At 63.5% G+C, this 16,938-nt stretch carries 17 protein-coding genes; 16 read left to right on the top strand and 1 reads right to left on the bottom strand.

Going from position 1 to position 16,938, the window contains the following annotated elements:
• The first annotated feature begins 1 nt into the window (after position 1).
• Positions 2–760, top strand: a complete 759-nt coding sequence (locus DACI_RS06555) for a maleate cis-trans isomerase family protein (RefSeq protein ID WP_012203226.1) — start codon at positions 2–4, stop codon at positions 758–760.
• Between the two features lie 169 nt (positions 761–929).
• On the opposite strand, the gene lysM is transcribed toward DACI_RS06555, so the two are convergent.
• Positions 930–1,400 (bottom strand): peptidoglycan-binding protein LysM, encoded by a 471-nt coding sequence (lysM, locus tag DACI_RS06560; protein WP_012203227.1) that lies wholly within the window; start codon positions 1,398–1,400, stop codon positions 930–932.
• A gap of 185 nt (positions 1,401–1,585) precedes the next feature.
• On the opposite strand from lysM, the gene DACI_RS06565 reads away from it, so the two are divergent.
• The 15 genes from DACI_RS06565 to DACI_RS06635 all read left to right on the top strand — a co-directional run bounded on the left by DACI_RS06565 (position 1,586) and on the right by DACI_RS06635 (position 16,888).
• Positions 1,586–2,398 (top strand): type III pantothenate kinase, encoded by an 813-nt coding sequence (locus tag DACI_RS06565; protein ID WP_043780789.1) that lies wholly within the window; start codon positions 1,586–1,588, stop codon positions 2,396–2,398.
• A 171-nt stretch (positions 2,399–2,569) separates the two neighbouring features.
• A complete protein-coding gene (gspE, locus tag DACI_RS06570; RefSeq protein WP_043780792.1) occupies positions 2,570–4,276 on the top strand; it encodes a type II secretion system ATPase GspE in 1,707 nt (568 codons plus the stop codon).
• A complete protein-coding gene (locus tag DACI_RS06575; protein ID WP_012203230.1) occupies positions 4,269–5,486 on the top strand; it encodes a type II secretion system F family protein in 1,218 nt (405 codons plus the stop codon). Before gspE ends, DACI_RS06575 begins: the two co-directional genes overlap by 8 nt.
• Positions 5,487–5,518: 32 nt before the next feature.
• The gene (gene gspG, locus DACI_RS06580) at positions 5,519–5,959 is read left to right on the top strand and encodes a type II secretion system major pseudopilin GspG (protein WP_012203231.1); all 441 of its coding nucleotides are present in this window, start codon (positions 5,519–5,521) and stop codon (positions 5,957–5,959) included.
• A 58-nt stretch (positions 5,960–6,017) separates the two neighbouring features.
• Positions 6,018–6,464: a GspH/FimT family pseudopilin gene (locus tag DACI_RS06585; protein ID WP_012203232.1), complete on the top strand. Its 447-nt coding sequence runs from the start codon at positions 6,018–6,020 to the stop codon at positions 6,462–6,464.
• Positions 6,464–6,868 (top strand): type II secretion system protein, encoded by a 405-nt coding sequence (locus DACI_RS06590; protein ID WP_012203233.1) that lies wholly within the window; start codon positions 6,464–6,466, stop codon positions 6,866–6,868. Before DACI_RS06585 ends, DACI_RS06590 begins: the two co-directional genes overlap by 1 nt.
• Positions 6,865–7,545, top strand: a complete 681-nt coding sequence (locus DACI_RS06595) for a prepilin-type N-terminal cleavage/methylation domain-containing protein (protein WP_012203234.1) — start codon at positions 6,865–6,867, stop codon at positions 7,543–7,545. Before DACI_RS06590 ends, DACI_RS06595 begins: the two co-directional genes overlap by 4 nt.
• Positions 7,542–8,330, top strand: a complete 789-nt coding sequence (locus tag DACI_RS06600) for a general secretion pathway protein GspK (protein ID WP_012203235.1) — start codon at positions 7,542–7,544, stop codon at positions 8,328–8,330. The genes DACI_RS06595 and DACI_RS06600 overlap by 4 nt, the downstream gene beginning before the upstream one ends.
• Before the next feature lie 162 nt (positions 8,331–8,492).
• A complete protein-coding gene (locus tag DACI_RS06605) occupies positions 8,493–9,548 on the top strand; it encodes a PilN domain-containing protein (protein WP_012203236.1) in 1,056 nt (351 codons plus the stop codon).
• Entirely contained in the window at positions 9,545–10,120 is a 576-nt protein-coding gene (gene gspM / locus DACI_RS06610; protein WP_012203237.1) for a type II secretion system protein GspM, read from the top strand. Before DACI_RS06605 ends, gspM begins: the two co-directional genes overlap by 4 nt.
• On the top strand, positions 10,117–10,785 hold the full coding sequence (locus tag DACI_RS06615; protein WP_012203238.1) for a hypothetical protein: 669 nt from the start codon (positions 10,117–10,119) through the stop codon (positions 10,783–10,785). Before gspM ends, DACI_RS06615 begins: the two co-directional genes overlap by 4 nt.
• A gap of 20 nt (positions 10,786–10,805) precedes the next feature.
• Positions 10,806–13,265: a type II secretion system secretin GspD gene (gene gspD / locus DACI_RS06620; protein ID WP_012203239.1), complete on the top strand. Its 2,460-nt coding sequence runs from the start codon at positions 10,806–10,808 to the stop codon at positions 13,263–13,265.
• Between the two features lie 53 nt (positions 13,266–13,318).
• Positions 13,319–13,729, top strand: coding sequence for a hypothetical protein (locus DACI_RS06625; RefSeq protein ID WP_157059624.1), 411 nt, complete (start codon positions 13,319–13,321; stop codon positions 13,727–13,729).
• A gap of 523 nt (positions 13,730–14,252) precedes the next feature.
• On the top strand, positions 14,253–15,872 hold the full coding sequence (locus DACI_RS06630; protein ID WP_012203241.1) for a hypothetical protein: 1,620 nt from the start codon (positions 14,253–14,255) through the stop codon (positions 15,870–15,872).
• Positions 15,873–15,976: 104 nt separating this feature from the next.
• A complete protein-coding gene (locus DACI_RS06635) occupies positions 15,977–16,888 on the top strand; it encodes a peptidylprolyl isomerase (protein WP_225971046.1) in 912 nt (303 codons plus the stop codon).
• The last annotated feature ends 50 nt before the right edge of the window (positions 16,889–16,938 follow it).

A 16,938-nucleotide genomic window follows, 5' to 3' on the forward strand; every position in this document is an offset into this window, starting at 1 on the left:
CATGACAGCCAAAACCCATTTCCGCATCGGGCAGATCGTGCCCAGCTCCAACACCACGATGGAGACCGAGATCCCCGCCATCCTGCGCGCCCGCGAGGCCCTGGCGCCCGAGCGTTTCACCTTCCACTCCAGCCGCATGCGCATGAAGCATGTGACCAAGGAGGAACTGGCCGCCATGGACGGCGACAGCGATCGCTGCGCGCTGGAACTGTCGGATGCGCGTGTCGATGTGCTCGGCTATGCCTGCCTGGTGGCCATCATGAGCATGGGGCGCGGCTACCACCGTGTCTCGGAAGCGCGCCTGCACCAGCGCACCGTGGACAACGGCGGCCCCGCGCCCGTTGTCACCAGCGCCGGCGCCCTGGTCGATGGCCTGCACGCCATCGGCGCGAAGAAGGTGGCGCTACTGGCGCCCTACATGAAGCCGCTGACGCAACTGGTCATCGACTACATAGAGAACGAAGGCATCGAAGTGGTGGACAGCATCTCGCTGGAGATTGCCGACAACCTGCAGGTGGGCGCCCAGGATGCGCGCGCACCCATCGAGATCACGCGGCGCCTGAACACGGCCAACGCCGACGCGGTCATCGCCTCGGCCTGCGTGCAGATGCCCTCGCTGGCCTCGGTGCAGCCCATCGAGGACCGCGTGGGCCTGCCGGTACTGTCTTCCTCGGTGGCCACGACGTTCATGATGCTCAAGCGCCTGGGCTTGCCGACAGCCGTTCCGGGGTTCGGTGCGCTGTTGAGCGGTAAATACTGAATCTTTCCTTGAGAAAGGCCGCTATTGCGGCCTTTCTCGGAGCGGGGTAGGTCTAATTCGCGGCATCCAGAACTGGCATGAGCCAGGTCAGAGACACCGATCAAGGGCCGCCCCGCCGCGAGGGTGTCGTCCCCCTCGGGGGGAAGCGGCGACGCCGCTCAGGGGGGGCTTAGATTGCCGGAATGCGCAGCTTCTGGCCGGGGTAGATCTTGTCGGGGTGGCTCAGCATGGGCTTGTTGGCCTCGAAGATCACCGGGTACTTGTTGGCATCGCCATAGAACTTCTTGGCAATGGCCGACAGCGTGTCGCCGCGCACCACGTCGTGGTACTGGGCTTCGGGCTCGGGGTTGGTCACCGTCATCTGGTTGTCCACCGACTGCACGCTGGAGACGTTGCCGCAGCACAGCGTCACCTTTTCCTTGACCGCCTGGGTGGGGGCCGTGCCCAGCACCGTGACCTTGCCCTGCGAGCCGTCGAACTGCACCTTCACGTCGCTGACGCCCAGGTTCTGCGTGCCGATATAGGTCTCGATGGCCTTGGCGGCCTTGGCATTCAGGTCTTGCGCAGGCTCGGCTGCCTGTGCGGCGCTGCCGCCGAACAGCTTTTCGCCGGCTTCCTTGATGAAACTGAAAAGTCCCATGGGTGACTCCTGTTGGTGGGTGGAAAAACGGAAAGGCCAATGTAACGCCTAACAGTGGCAGCGCGCGCTGCCGGGCAGGAGCGCTCCCGGATTTTTGACATTTGCGCCATTCTTGCGTTCACGTCCTCACTCAGTTGTCGTCCATGGCTGACGCTATCCTCCGGAAAACTCCGATAATCGCGCCCATGACTTTTTTGGCCATAGACATCGGCAACACCCGCTTGAAATGGGCGATGTACGACGCGCATCGGCCTGGCGCCGCTTTGCTGGCGCACGGCGCGGAGTTCCTGGAGCACATCGAGCACCTGGCCGAAGGGCCGTGGAGCGACCTGCCCACGCCTACGCGCATGCTGGGCTGCGTGGTGGCCGGCGACACGGCGCGCCGGCGCGTGCACGACCAGATCGACATGATGCTGGGCTGGGATTTCGAGCCGCAGTGGGCCGTGCCCGGCGCGGCCGAGGCCGGAGTCACCAACGGCTACGATTTCCCCTCGCGCCTGGGGGCGGACCGCTGGGTGGCCATGATCGGCGCGCGCCAGCACATTCTGCAGCGCGGGCCAGAGCGGCCCCTGATCGTGGTCATGGTCGGCACCGCCGTCACCGTGGATGCACTGGACCAGCACGGCCACTTCATGGGCGGTCTGATCCTGCCGGGTCACGGCATCATGCTGCGCGCCCTGGAAAGCGGCACGGCCGGCCTGCATGTGCCCACGGGTGCGGTCACGCCATTCCCCACCAACACCAGCGACGCGCTGACCAGTGGCGGCACCTACGCCATCGCCGGGGCCGTGGAGCGCATGTACCAGCATCTGTACATGCACTGCAGCATGGAGCCTGCCTGCGTCATGGCCGGCGGTGCAGGCTGGAAGATGGTGCCCAGCATGACGCGGCCCTTCGAGCTGGTGGACAACCTCATCTTCGAAGGCCTGCTGGTCATGGCGCAGCGCCGCTGGGGCGATGCCAGCGGCCTGCCTGCCGACGCGGTCAAAGCGGCCTGAAGCCACTTTGATCGTGCGGCGCAGCATCGCGCCGTTGTATCCGTTGCGTAACAGTTGATGACAGCGCTGGTGCCGGGTGCAGGGGCGGCCTTGGACCCCGCATCCGGAGCCTTTCGCGGGGGATGCGGCGACAGTGGATAATCCGCGGCAATGTCTTCCACCAATCACGTCATGGAACCGATTGCCGGTGTCGAAGCCCCGATCAAGGGGCGGCTGGGCGAACGCCTGCTTTCCGCCGGCAAGCTGAACGAGCGCGATCTGCAAAACGCCCTGCAGGCGCAGCAGGAATTGGGCGGCTACCTGGGCCAGGTGCTGGTCCAGCTGGGCGTGGTGGCGGAAACCGACGTGGCCCAGGCGCTGTCCGAACAGCTGCACATGCGCTGGCTGCGCGCGGAAGAGTTTCCCGACCTGCTGCCCGATGTGCCGGGCCTGCTGGCCAGCTTTCTGGATGCGCAGTGCGTCTGCCCCATTTCGCTGCAGGACGGCGTGCTCGAAGTGGCCATGTCCGTGCCGCAGGACCCCTTCATCACCAAGGCGCTGCGCCTTGCCACCGGGTTGCAGATCAAGCCCGTGCTGGCGTTGGAAGCCGATATCCGCAAGGCCCTGTCCGAAGCCGGCCAGGAACCCGAAGGCGAAGAAGGCCAGGACTGGGAGTCGGACGCCACGGGTGGCGACTTCGTCGAGCATCTGAAGGACCTGGCCAGCGAGGCGCCGGTCATCCGCCTGGTCACGGGCATCATTTCCCGCGCCATCGAGCTGCACGCCTCCGACATCCATCTTGAGCCCTTCGAGGCCGGCCTGCAGGTGCGCTACCGCATGGACGGCGTGATCCATGCGGCCGAACTCGTGCCGCCCCGGCTGAGCGCGGCCGTGGGCTCGCGCGTCAAGCTGCTGGCCCATCTGGACATTGCCGAGCGGCGCCTGCCGCAGGACGGCCGCATCAAGACCCGCGCCAAGGGCCGCGAACTGGACCTGCGTGTCTCCACCGCGCCCACGGTGCATGGCGAGAGCATCGTCATGCGGGTGCTGGACCGCGCCAACGTGCGCCTGCGCCTGGAAAGCATGGGCTTCGAGGTCGATACGCTGGAGCGCTTCAACACCTTGCTGGCCAAGCCGCACGGCATCGTTCTGGTCACTGGGCCCACGGGCTCGGGCAAGACCACCACGCTGTACGCGGCCCTGTCCAAGATCGACGCGGTTTCCAACAAGATCATCACCGTCGAGGACCCGGTCGAGTACCAGCTCGACGGCATCAACCAGATCCAGGTCCATCCGCAGATCGACCTCACCTTTGCCAACGCCCTGCGCTCCATCCTGCGCCAGGACCCGGACATCATCATGATCGGCGAAATGCGTGACGGAGAAACCGCGCAGATCGCCGTGCAGTCCGCGCTGACAGGCCACCTGGTGCTGTCCACGCTGCACACCAACACGGCCGCAGGCGCCGTCACCCGCATGCGCGACATGGGGGTGGAGAGCTACCTGATCACGTCCTCGGTCAACGGCGTGCTGGCCCAGCGCCTGGTGCGCACGCTGTGCTCGCACTGCAAGCAGCCCGACACGCTGCCGGCCGCCGCCGTCGAGGGCAGCGGCCTCAAGCGTTTTTTGCGCGAGGGCTCGCCCATCTACCGCGCCGTCGGCTGCGAGCATTGCCGGGGCACGGGCTACAAGGGCCGTACCGGCATCCATGAACTCATGGTCATCGACGAGCCGCTGCGCCGCGCCATCATCGAAGGCCAGGACGCCAACGCCCTGCATGCCATGGCGGCCAAGAGCGGCATGCTGAGCCTCTACGACGACGGCCTGCGCAAGGTGGCCTCGGGCGCCACCACGCTGGACGAAGTGCTGCGCGTGACCCAGGACCAGAGCGATGCCTGATTACAGCTGGGAGGCCGTGGACAGCCGCGGTCAGATGGTCAAGGGCACCTATTCCGCCGCAGCCGTGGCCGAGGTGGTGGTGCACCTGCGCAAGAGCCGCCTGTCGCCCATCAAGGTCGAGGAAGCCGCAAGCCTGGGCAACGTGCCGCTGGCGGCGCGTGCGCTCAAGAAAGGCCGCATCAAGGCCGACGACATCCAGGGCATGACCACCGAGCTGGCCATCATGATGCGTGCCGGCCTGTCGCTGGACAACGCGCTCAAGGTCCTGGTCGAGATGAGCCACAAGGTGCAGATGCAGGCCATGCTCCAGTCCGTGCTCGACAGCGTCAAGGCCGGCATGCCGCTGAGCCAGGCACTGGGCAAGCACCACGACCTGTTCGGCGACTTCTATATCAACATGGTGCGCTCAGGCGAAGCCAGCGGCCAGATGTCGGGCGTGCTCAACCGGCTGGTGGAACACATGGCGCGCCAGCGTGCCCTGCGCGACAGCGTGGTCTCGGCCACCATCTATCCTGCCATCCTGCTGGGCGTGGCTGTGCTGTCCCTGGTGGCCATGCTGGGCTTCGTGGTGCCGCAGTTCGAGCAGCTTTTCAACGACATGGGTGACGCGCTGCCCCTTCCCACGCAATTCGTGATGGGGCTGGGCCATGCGTTTCGCAGCTACGGCTGGGCGGTGTTCATCGTGCTGGGCGCGCTGGCCTGGGTCTTAGCCCGCTGGGCCAAGAGTCCCAAGGGCCGCCAGACCTGGCAATCGTGGCTGCTGGGCCTGCCGGGCCTGGGTGGCGTGGTGCGCAAGTACCAGCTCACCCTGTTCAGCCGCTCGCTGGGCACGCTGCTGGGCAACGGCGTCACGCTGCTGACCGCACTGCGCATTGCCAGCGACACGGTCTCCAACGTCGCCATCCGCGAGCGCCTGGAAAAAATGGGCCCCATGGTCAAGGAAGGCCATCGCATGGCCCATGCCGCCCAGAAAACCGGAGAATTCGAGCCCCTGGCCCTGAATCTGGTGCGGGTCGGCGAGGAAACCGGCCGCCTGGGCGACATGATGCTGGAGCTGTCCAACATATTGAACCGCGAGGTCGAAAACGCGATCAAACGCCTCCTGACCATGTTGGAGCCGGCGCTGATCCTGGTCCTCGGTATCCTTATCGCCTCCATCATCGTGTCGATCCTGCTCGGAATCCTGTCCGTCAACGATCTGGCCGTCTGATGAATCTGAATTGACTGAAAGGTATGTAGAAGATGATGCGCATGCAAAAGCAACTGTCCTCCCGCGCCCGCAAGCGTGGCTTCACGCTGATCGAACTGCTGGTCGTGCTGGCCATCCTGACCCTGCTGGCCGGCCTGGTTGGCCCCAAGGTGCTGAACCAGTTGGGTGGAGCAAAGACCAAGACGGCCGGCGTGCAGATCGCCGACATCGAAAAGGCGCTGGAGCTGTACAAGCTCGACGTGGGCCGCTACCCCACCTCGCAGCAGGGCCTGGACGCGCTGGTCAAGCAGCCGGCCGGCGTTGCCGGCTGGGCGGGGCCCTACCTCAAGGGCGGCGTGCCCAATGATCCCTGGAACAACCCTTACCGCTACACCTACCCGGCTGCCAATGGCGACCTCGAAATCCTCTCGCTGGGCTCCGATGGTGCGCCTGGCGGCGAGGGCGAGGCTTCCGACATTCGCAACACCAAGTAATCAGCTGTCCAGAACAGCTGCCGCAACCGTTGCCATTCCGTCTCGCCAAGGATGAGTCTTGAAGCGCGCCCAGGGTTTCACGCTGATCGAGCTGCTGGTGGTGTTCGCCATTCTTGGCGCCATCATCGGCATCGTGCCGCCTGCCATGGGCAAGCTGCGCGATGCCGTGGACTATCGGCAGACGGTGCAGGACGTGACGGCCCTGCTGCGCAAGGCGCGCCAGCAGGCCACGCTGCAGGGCATGCCTGTGGCATTCGCGATCAATACGAATAGCCGCCAGTACGGCATCGCCGGCCAAGCCACGGCCAAGCTGCCCGACAGCCTGACGGTGCAACTGACCACAGCAGCCGGCATGGCGCTTGCCGATGGCAGCCAGACCATCGTCTTTCTGCCCGAAGGCGGCGCCACGGGGGGCAGCATTTCGATCGCCCGCGCGCAAAGCGGCGGTGGCGTGCGCCTGCGTGTGGACTGGCTGTCCGGCCAAGTCACCAAAGAGGCTCTGTAATGCGTCGGCGCGCCGCTTCCCGCCCCAGGGTGCGGGGCATGACCTTGCTGGAGCTGTTGGTGGCGCTGTCCATCATGGCTATCTCGCTGGCGCTCATTTATCGGGCCGTTGGTGGTTCCGCGCGCGGTGTTTCCAAACTGGAGCAGAACCAGGGAGTGGCCCTGCTGGCCGATTCGCTGATGGACGCCTTTCCCATGGTCGATCCTGGTGGCACCCAGGCCTCAGGGCAGGATGGTGTCTACGCTTGGCAGGTGGCTTCCGCGCCTTTCTCCGTGGGCGGCCTGCCCGAAACCGCGGTTCCCCTGCATGCCTTGCGCATCACGATCTCCGTTGAAAACCGCAGTTGGGTCTTCGAGACCCTGCGCCCGCAGCGCCCTTTGCAGCAAGGCGAGGTGACGCGATGACTGGGCGCGCTCCATCTTCGGGCAGGCAAAAGGGCTTCACGCTGGTGGAGCTGCTGGTGGTCATGGCCCTTCTGTCCCTGCTCATGCTCGGGCTGGCGTCGGCCATGTCCACGGTCTCGCAGACGCAGGAGCGTGTGGATGCGCGGCTGGACCGCATGGACCATCAACGTGTCTCGATTGGTTTTCTTCGTTCAGTCCTGGGACAGGTGTCCGCCGTGCGGCGCCAGGCCGGTTTGCGCAAGCAGGGCGAGAGCGAATTGTTCTTCGAAGGCGGCCCGCAAGGCATGCGCTGGCTGGGCATCATGCCTGCGCGCTTCGGAATGGGCGGCCGCACCCATTTCCAGCTCTCCGTCGAAGGTGATGCCTTGGTGCTACGCTTCGCGCCCTGGCAGGGTCCCGATGTCATGCCCGACTGGGGGCAAAGCCAGTCCTATGTGATCGATCGCGGTGTCACGGCTTTTGCCTTGCGTTACCAGAACGCCAAGCTGGGCGTGGCACATTGGCAGCCGCAATGGGGCCCCGAGAAGGACAACGAAAAGGAACTGCCATCTGCCGTGGATGTTCAAGTGCAGACTTCGGCGGGAGCTTGGCCCCTGACGGTCGTGGCCATGCGCGCAACGGCTTCTACCAGCCCGGATGCAGGCGCCAGGGCAGTCTTCGGGGGGAGCCGCTCATGACCGGCCATTCATCATTTCCTGTTGAACGGGGCATGGCGCTGGTGCTGGTCCTGTGGATCGTTGCGGCCCTGGCTGTCTTCGCCAGCAGTCTTGGCGGCGTGGTCCGGCAGGAAGCTGCCGTGGGAGGCGTGAGCCGAAATCTCGCAACTGGGCGGGCTGCTGGTGAAGCAGCCATCTATCTCGCGCTACAGCGCATGGCCACCAGGCCGGAGGCGCTGCGGGAGCCTGTTCTTGAACCCGTTACATTACCGGGTGGCCAGATCGTCGAGGTGGAAGTCGTTCCCTGGAGCGGCCTGGTGGATATCAACGGTGCGACGCCGGAGCTGCTTGCAGTGCTCTTTCAGCATGCGGCCGGCCTGTCGCAGGGGGCCGCCATGGCGATGGCCCAGACCGTCCGGCAAGCCCGGGATGCGATGCGCCAGCAGTCAGGTTCCGCGGCGGGGGGGTGGGAGGCGCCAGAGGATCTGCTGCAAGTGCCTGGCATGACCTACGGCATCTATGCGAGCATCCGCGATTTCGTGGTCGCCGACTCCGGGAACCGCCAGGGCATCAATCCCAACGCTGCGCCCCAGCCCTTGAGAGGGTGGCTGGAAAGTGCCGGTGGCGCGGTCCCCGCTCAGCAAGGCTTGTCCGGCACACGTTATGCCATCACTGCGAGAGTGCTCTTCGAGGGGGCGGGGATGGTCGCTGTCCGGCGAATGGTGAATGTTCGCTCGGGAGCCGGTGTGGGACGCCTGCCATGGAGTGTGTTGTCCGCCTCCCAATCCTGGATTGGAAAGATTTGAGTGGATTGCGATGATCAGGCAAATGATTGAACCAAGGGGCCTGCGTGGACAGGCCGTGTTGCGAATGGATGGGAGCCCATGGCACTGAGTACTGACACAAAGCTGTTCGGACTGGACCTCAGTGCAGCGGCTGGGCAATTGCGTGCTGCATGGGGCCAACTGATGGGCCTGCCGCTGCTGCGCCGCAGCCTTCCCGCTGCCTTGGTGCGTGTCGTGAAGGCTGATGGAGGGCTCGCCCATGCGTGGGTGCGTGCAGGCCAGTGGCATTGGGCCGTTGAACGCGAGGCAAGCGGACGCAAGCCTTCAGGCTCGGCCGTGCTGATGGGCGGTGATCAACTGCTGCTGCGCACCTTGCGTATGCCTTCGCTGTCTGCTCAGGCATTGCACGGTGCTGTGGCGCTGGATGTGCAGACCATGTCGCCGTTTCCCGCGCTCGAGACGCTCTGGGCCTATGTGGTGGCCACGGACCCCGCAGGAGGGCAGCGTGTGGAGCTGGTGATCACGTCGAATGCGCTGGTGCAGCAAGCCCTGCGGGATGCCGCTGGCCAGTTGGCCGGACAGGCGCAGCCGGAGATCTGGGCCAGCACATCGACCATGCCTGTGCTGCTCGCAGGCTTTGGCGAGGGGCCGCGGCTGGCCCGTGAATCCCGGCAACGCCGATGGATTGGTGCGGGCCTTGCGGCCATCGTGGCGGCAGGCCTGGCCCTGGCCATCACGCCGACTGCCAAGCTGTATCTGCAAGCCGTCGACGCCAGCAGGAAATTCGACCAGATCGTGCGCGAGACACGGGAGGTGACGGCCCAGCGCCAGGGCCTGGTGACCGGGGTCGAGGAGATTGCCGCGCTTCAGAAGCTGCAGCGCGAGCAGATCAATCACCTGCAGGTCATGGCAGCGCTCACACAATTGTTTCCCGATGACACGGCTGTACAGCGGGTATCGTTCAGTGGATCCAAGCTGGCGATCCAAGGCCTCAGCAGCAATGCATCCAACGTGGTGCAGCTCATGTCCAAGGCTCCGGGCTTTTTGGAGGTGCGCATGCCCTCAGCCGTGACGAGGGCGTCGGGATCCAACAAGGAAAGCTACACCGTCGAGGCCGTGCTGGACCCCAAGGTCTTTGGCGTCCTGGCTTCGCCTGAAGCAGAAGCACAGGCAGCTCCTGACGCTACCAGCGAAACGCCTGAAACCCCTGCTGCGGCAGAAAAGAAAGGCACACCATGATCAATCCAACGCCCGGTCTGTCGGGGCGGCAAATCCTGCTGCTGACGCTGTCGGCGGCTGTATTGGTGCTTCCCCTGGTGCTGGTGGCCTTGTGGGTATACGGAAAGCACCAATGGGCCGATGGGCAGCTCGCATCGCTGGAGCCGCGCTATGCGCGCGTGCTGGGCATGCAGCAGCAGCAGACCGAGATCCAGGAGGCTCTGGAGCAACTGCAGGGCATAAGGGCCCAGCATGTATATCCCGGGGATAGTGACAGCACCCAGACCGGCAACGGCGTGCAGCAGCAACTGCGTTCCGTGATGGACCGCGCGGGCCTGTCGGTGACCAGCAGCCAAGTCAAGGCGACGTCGGAAGAGGGACCCTACGAGCGTATCTCCGTTTCCATGACCGCCGAAGGGCCATGGCCTGCCGTCCAGATGGCGCTAGCATCCGTGCGCGCCATACGGCCGACGATCTGGGTGGATGACCTGCAGGTCAACCTTCGCGGCAGTTTGCAAAACACCAATCCTCAACTGGCGCCCGATCTCAGCGCCCAGTTCACCGTCAGCATCTTCCGGAGCAAGGCGTCATGATGCAGCGCAATTTACTGGGCGCCGCCGAGGGCGTGATGCTGCTGGCGCTGTGCGGCGCATTGGCATGGTCATGGCTGACTCCGCAATTGCACCTGCGCCAGACCGGCTGGACACCGCCTGAGCCACTGAAATCCAACCTTCAGGCGCTGATGCCGCCCCCGACTGCAGCTCCCGGCAGGGGGGAGGAGGAGCGCTGGCTGTTGACCATGCAGGAGCGCCCCCTGTTTTCCATGAGCCGCAAGCCGCCACCACCCGTCAAGAAGGTGGAGGCTCCGCCGCCCGAGCCGCCGGACGTGTGGAAAGACGCCAGTGTGCTGGGCACTTTCCAGGGGCAGGCATCGGGCGCCATCGTGCGCCTGGAAGGCAAGGACCAACGCCTGATGCTCAATCAGAGCCTGGGTGGCTGGAAGCTCGTTGGTATCCAGGGGCGCTATATCGAGCTTGAACGCGCGGGCACCAAGCGAACCATAGACCTCAAACGAGCCGCGCTTGACAAGGGGCCGAATCTACCAGCAGGTGCCCGTGCGCCGACTCAGCGGCCGTCCGAGCCGGTGGCCGCGCAAGCGGCTCCGGAGCCTGCCGCAGCCGATGCTCCGGCCCCGCCGCAGCGCACATCCAGGGCTGTATTCGGCGGATCCAGGGCACAGCGTGCCGACAAACCATGAACAGATGGGTTAAGAACACCATGAAATTTCCCAACCGCCCCGTGCGCACCGTGCTGGCGTTGGCTGTCTGCCAACTGCTGCTGGCTTGCGCGCAACCCAATAGAAACAACTTCGTCAGCCACTTCAGTGAAGCAAGCTCTGCGCAGGATTTTTCCTTTGCTGCAGACGAGGCAGATGGCTCCGTGAAAACGGGCAAGAAGAAGAGCGAGTCCGACGAGTCCCAGCCCCGGGTGATCGAAGGCACCGGAAAGCTGCTGGGCAAGGCCCAGGATGCGCCTGCCGTCAAGGGGGACTCCATCAAGCTCAGCTTCGAGGAAGCCCCCCTGGCCCAGGTCGTGCGAACCATACTGGGCGACCTGCTGTCGGTCGACTATGTGCTGCACCCGCCCATCTCCGGCACGGTCACGATGAGCACGCAGAATGCCGTCTCGGCGGATCAGGCGCTCAATCTTCTCGAAACCGCACTGCAGGCCAACGGCATGGCCATGGTGCGCGATGTGCGGGGCACTTACCACGTGGGCCGCATCGATGCACTCAAGAGCATTGGCGCGAGCGTGCGCCAGGCAAGCGTCGGCACTCAGATGGCTCCCGGCTACGGCACCATCCTCGTGCCGCTCCAGTACATCGGCGCCAATGAAATGGCGGCCATCCTGCGTCCCATGGTTCCCTCCGACGCCATCGTGCGCGTGGACAACGTGCGCAACTTGCTGGTCATGGCGGGCTCGCGCGCCCAGGCCGAAGGCTGGCTCGACATGGTTCGCACTTTCGACATCAACCTGCTTGAAGGCATGTCGGTGGGTGTGTTCCCACTCAAGTATGTCTCGGTGCAGGAGGTGAGCGCGGCCCTGCAGCTGGTCGGCGGTGGGGGTGCCGCCGCAGGTGCCCAGGGGGCCGTGGCTCCTGCAGGTGCCGCCGCCGTGCGCTCTGGTACGGTGCCCGGTACGGCAGCGGCCGGGGCCGCCAGCGCGGTCGCTGGCCTGGGTGAAGGCAACCCGCTATTTGGCGCTTTGCGCATCATGCCAATAGAGCGGCTCAACAGCATCCTCGTCATCACGCCGCGTGCAGCCTATCTGGAGGAGGCTCGTCGCTGGATTGCCAAGCTGGACCAGCCTGGCAGCGGTGGCAGTCAGGCACAACTGAACATCTACCGCGTGCAAAACGGCAATGCCCGGCATCTGGCGGGTGTGCTGTCCGGTATCTTCGGTGGTTCCACGGGCGGCACCAGCACCAACAGCGGCGTCGCGCCGGGACTGGGCACCTCGACCAACACGGGGTTCGGCAACAGCAGCTTCGGAAACAGCAGCTTTGGCAACAGTAGCTTCGGCAACAGTAGCTTCGGCAACAGTAGCTTCGGCAACAGCGGGTTCGGCAACAGCGGGTTCGGCAACAGCGGGTTCGGCAATAGTGGATTCAACTCGGGCACTGGACTGCGCACGGGCAGCACGGGTTTCGGGCAATCGGGCGTTGGCTCACAAACCGGCATCAACCAGGGCACGGGTTCCACCGTGGCCAACCTGGGCACCGTGCGGGTCATGGCCGATGAGCTCAACAATTCGGTGCTGGTCTGGAGTACCCCCGCTGAATACGAACGCATCGAGGCTGCACTCAAGCGGCTGGATCTGCCTCCCACCCAGATCCTCATCGAAGCCAGCATCGTCGAGGTCACGCTCAATGATGGCCTGCAGTACGGCTTGCAGTGGGCATTCAGCGGAGATGTCGGCAACAACGGGTACTCGGGCTCGGGCCTGATCTCCACGGATGGCAAGCGCACCACGGCGGACATCGCTGCGGCCATCGGACAGGGCTTCAACTACACCCTGAAGAATTCGGCAGGCACGATCAAGGCAGCGCTGAACGCTCTGTCCAGCAAGACCAATGTCAAGGTGGTGGCGAGTCCCTCGCTGATGGTGCTGGACAACCACACGGCGGCAATTTCGGTCGGCACGCAGCAGCCTTACCGGTCCGGCGAGATTTCCACCACAACGGTGGGAAGCAGCAACGCCGTCAGCTATCAGTACAAGGACACCGGCGTGAACCTGCAGGTCACGCCCTCGGTTAACGCCGGCAACATCGTCACCATGACCGTCAACCAGATGGTGACCGATGTGGGGGCGAAGGATGAAATCACCCAGCAGGTCACCTTCCTGCAGCGGCAGCTGTCCAGCCGGGTGTCGGTGCGCTCGGGGGAGTCCATCGTCATGGGAGGCCTGATCCAGGAGAATACCTCTGACGGACGCAGCGGCATTCCAGTGCTACATGAGCTCCCAGTGGTGGGGAACCTTTTTGGTTCAACCAATAATTCGATGCGGCGCACCGAACTGCTCGTCATCATCACGCCGCGCGTGGTACGCACCGATGTGGACATACGCGAGGTCAGCGAAGATCTGCGCGAGCACATGCGCTCGCTGTCGCCACTGCTCAGAACTCCTGCACAGCAAAACAGCTCCAACGTCCCGTCCCAGCCAGAACGCCCCCAGTGAACCTGGTTGCGCTGGGTCAAATCTGCGAACTTTCCGAAGAAATGCCCGATACCATGAAAATTTCCTCCACCAAGCTCTCCCCCTTGTTGCTCCTGGCCGTCTCCGCCGCCGTAGTCGGCTGCGCCCAGGTGCCCGGCCGTTCCAACGAAGATGTGATCACCCAGCGCTCCAACGCCTTCTGGGATGCCCGCTTGAAGAACGATATGGCGCAGGCATACAAGTTCACTCCTCCGTCCTACCGGCAGATCAAGGACGTGGAGCGCTTTCGCACCGAATACGCTGGCGTTCCCATGGTCGACAAGCGTGAGGTGGTCTCAGTGATCTGCGAAGAGGCGGACGGCCGGTGTGTGCTTAAGCAGAAATTCGATGTCGAGCCTCCCATGATGCGTGGCACCAAGGTGCCGGTTTATTCTGATGAAGTGTGGATCCGCGAAGATGGTCAATGGTGGATTTTCAAGAAGTGAGTGCATGCTCTTTTGCTTTGAGTTGCCCTCAAACAATCCGTGCAATGGCGACTGTATGACATAGGGCTTTTGCTCATTCAGTGCAAGACAAGGCCTACGGCTACCAGTGCAATCCCCCGGTAGTCATAGGCCTTGTGCTGTTTATATGTGCACCCTGCCCTGTGCAGGGGTAGGGGTAGGGGGCCATGCGAGCGGCGTGCCATTTGTCCAGCTAGAGCTAGCTTGTGGCTCTGTGGCAACAACGCATGATGTAAAAAGCCGAAGTCCCGAAGTGGCCCATGGTTTGCGTTGCAACTTTTCAGTTACCATCGGCTGGCTTTCCATGGAGGTGCGGCGAGGGCGCAGCTTCTACCGTGGTAAACAGGGTCGCTCGCAGCCGTTTGTCGTTTTTTTGAAACGCCGGGCAAGAAATTGTGCGTAGTGAATGGTGTCCTGGCAAGGTTCACTATGCTAGGATTCCCGGGCGATCAATCGTGGTGGTAGTTATCAAACTCCCCTTCCTTTTCTTACTGGAGAAACTTGTATGAAGAAAAATGTTCTGGCCCTGAGCATTGCCACCATGATCGGTGGTCTGGGCTTTGCCGGTGCAGCGTCTGCAGCACTGACTGTGAACGAAAGCGGCACGGGTCACATCCTGGTGGTGCCCTACTACACGGCACAGAACGGTAACGCCACGGTCTTCCACCTGACCAACACCGATCTGGTGAACGGCAAGGCTGTGAAGGTTCGCTTCCGCGGTGCCTCCAACTCCGACGACGTGCTGGACTTCCAAGTGTTCCTGTCGCCTGGCGACGTGTGGACTGCTGCTGTGTCCGCTGACGCCAACGGTCTGTCCCAACTGGTTACTGGCGACAACACCTGCACGGTGCCCGCCATCACCCCCGGCACGCCTGTTCCTTTCATCAAGGATCGTCTGACCAAGGCATCGTGGACCGACGCTCAGAAGAACGAGCAGACCCGTGAAGGCTATATTGAAATTCTCAATATGGCTGATATTGACTCCGCCAAGATCTACGGAACCTCCGGCGTGCGCGGCGTGACTGGTGGAGCATGGAGCGCTGGTACGGCCAATTCTGCGCTGTACACAGCCATCAAGCACGTGGCCGGCAAGGCTCCTTGCACCCCCGCAGCTCTGGCAGCACTGGACGGCATTGACCCCGCCCAGAACAACAACATCAATGCGAATGGCGCTCAGAACTTCGGTCTGACCGCACCCACTGATGGCCTGGCTGGCGCTTGGTACGTGATCAATGTTCCGGACTCGACCACGTTCTCCGGCGCAGCAAACGCAATCGTTTCCAGCACGACGCCTGACGCAGTGCTGTACTCGCCTCAGCTGGCTCAGCCCGCAGCTCTGAAGTCGGCAGACCCCCTGCTGAACTCCGGCTTGGTGGCTGCTCAGCACTACGACGTGCCTGACCTGTCGACTCCTCTGCTGCAGGCAGACACTGCAGAAGTGCAAGCTGCTGCCCTGACCAAGGCTCTGGCTCACACTTCGGTGTCCAATCAGTACGTTACGGATGCGACCATCTCTGCGAAGACCGATTGGGTCTTCTCGATGCCTACCCGTCGCTACATGGTTGCTGCCAACTACTCTGCCGCTGTTGGCGCGCCTTACGGCGTGTCCGCAGTCAGCACCGCAGCTCCTGCACTGCTGGCTGACGGTACGGGTACTGTTGGTGCGTTTGACGCCAACGTTGCTGACGCATCCAAGGCTTACCGCGTGTTCAACCAGGCCGTTGTCGATGCGGTTGCTCCGCTCAAGGTCTTCCTGTTCACGGAAAAGGCTGCAAACTCGACGGTGAATGCCGACGGCCAGATCTGCGCTACCGCCAGCACGCAAGTGTTCTTCGACCGCGAAGAAACTAGCAAGAAGGACGGCGCAGTGTTCTCGCCTGGCACGACCACCAAGCTGGCTGTTTGCGGTGAAGTGAGCGTTGTGACTTTCGGTGCAACATCGGTGACCGGCGCTACTGTGTCGAAGAAGACTGCTGCTGCTCCTTACACCAACGGCTGGGGCTATGTGCAGTTTGCACAAAGCGTGCCCGTCCTGGGTGCTGCCTTCCAGAAGGGCACAAACCCCAGCGCCAGCCAAGGCATGATCGGCAACTACGGTGTGACGTGGCCTCACGTCTACAAGTAATTTGTAGTTGAGAGCCCGGTCTTTCGGGCTCATATATAAAAGCGGGGGAAACCCCGCTTTTTTTTTGTTTTTTTGGAAAGATGGATATGACAATGCAGTTTCCTTTGTCCCGACATACCCTGCGCCAGGGCTTCCTGAGCTTGGCGCTGTGCACTCCAGTGTTGGCGCTGGCCGCACAGCCGGCTGCCGGGCAGCCCGCCGCTGTGCTGGCTTCTGGTGCAGGCGTGAGCGTGACGGTGGACGATCTGCAGGCCGATGCGCAGCGCATTCCTCCCGAGGTGCGAGCAGGCCTGCTGGCGCGTCCTCAGAATGTGAGCCAGATCGCCGACAACCTGCTGGTGCGCCGCGTGATGGCGCAAAAGGCACAGGCACAAGGTCTGGGAAATAATGCTGTTGCACAGGCGGCCCTGAATGTGGCGCGTGACAAGATCCTGTCCGATGCCTGGCTGGCCAAGATCGATGCGGACAACACGCCTTCGGCAGCAGCTGCCGAAGGCCAGGCACGCAATATCTACAAGGCCCACCCCGAGCGCTTCGCGGTGGAGGAGCAGGTGCATGTGCGCCATATCCTGATTGCCGGCACGGACGATGCCGCGCGTGCACAGGCCGAAAAGCTGGTTGCCGAGTTGCGCGGTGGCGCCGACTTTGCGGCTCTGGCCAAGGAGCGTTCGGCCGATAAGGGCTCTGCCGCGCGCGGTGGCGACCTGGGCTTCTTCGGCAAGGACAAGATGGTGCCCGAGTTCGAGCAGGCCGCCTTTGCGCTCAAGAAAAACGAGATCAGTGGCGCGGTGCAGAGCAAGTTCGGCTTCCATGTGCTGCAGTTGTTGGACCGCAAGCCTGCCGGCCAGCAATCCTTCTCCGAAGTGCGTGAGGCCCTGGTCAAGGAAGTGATAGAACAGGCTCAGGCTGAAGGCCGTGTGGCTGCAGCCAATGCCATCCGAAAGGAGTTCAAGGTGGATGAGGCTGCTGTGCAGGCATACTCGCAAAGCCAGGCTGCCCAGCCTAAGGCCCAATAAGAAGGTGCATCTTCTGACAGACGTAGCGGGCCGCTTGGCTTAGACTTGCG

Origin of the sequence: Delftia acidovorans SPH-1 (assembly GCF_000018665.1) — a bacterium.
GTDB classification, from domain to species: Bacteria; Pseudomonadota; Gammaproteobacteria; order Burkholderiales; family Burkholderiaceae_C; genus Comamonas; species Comamonas acidovorans.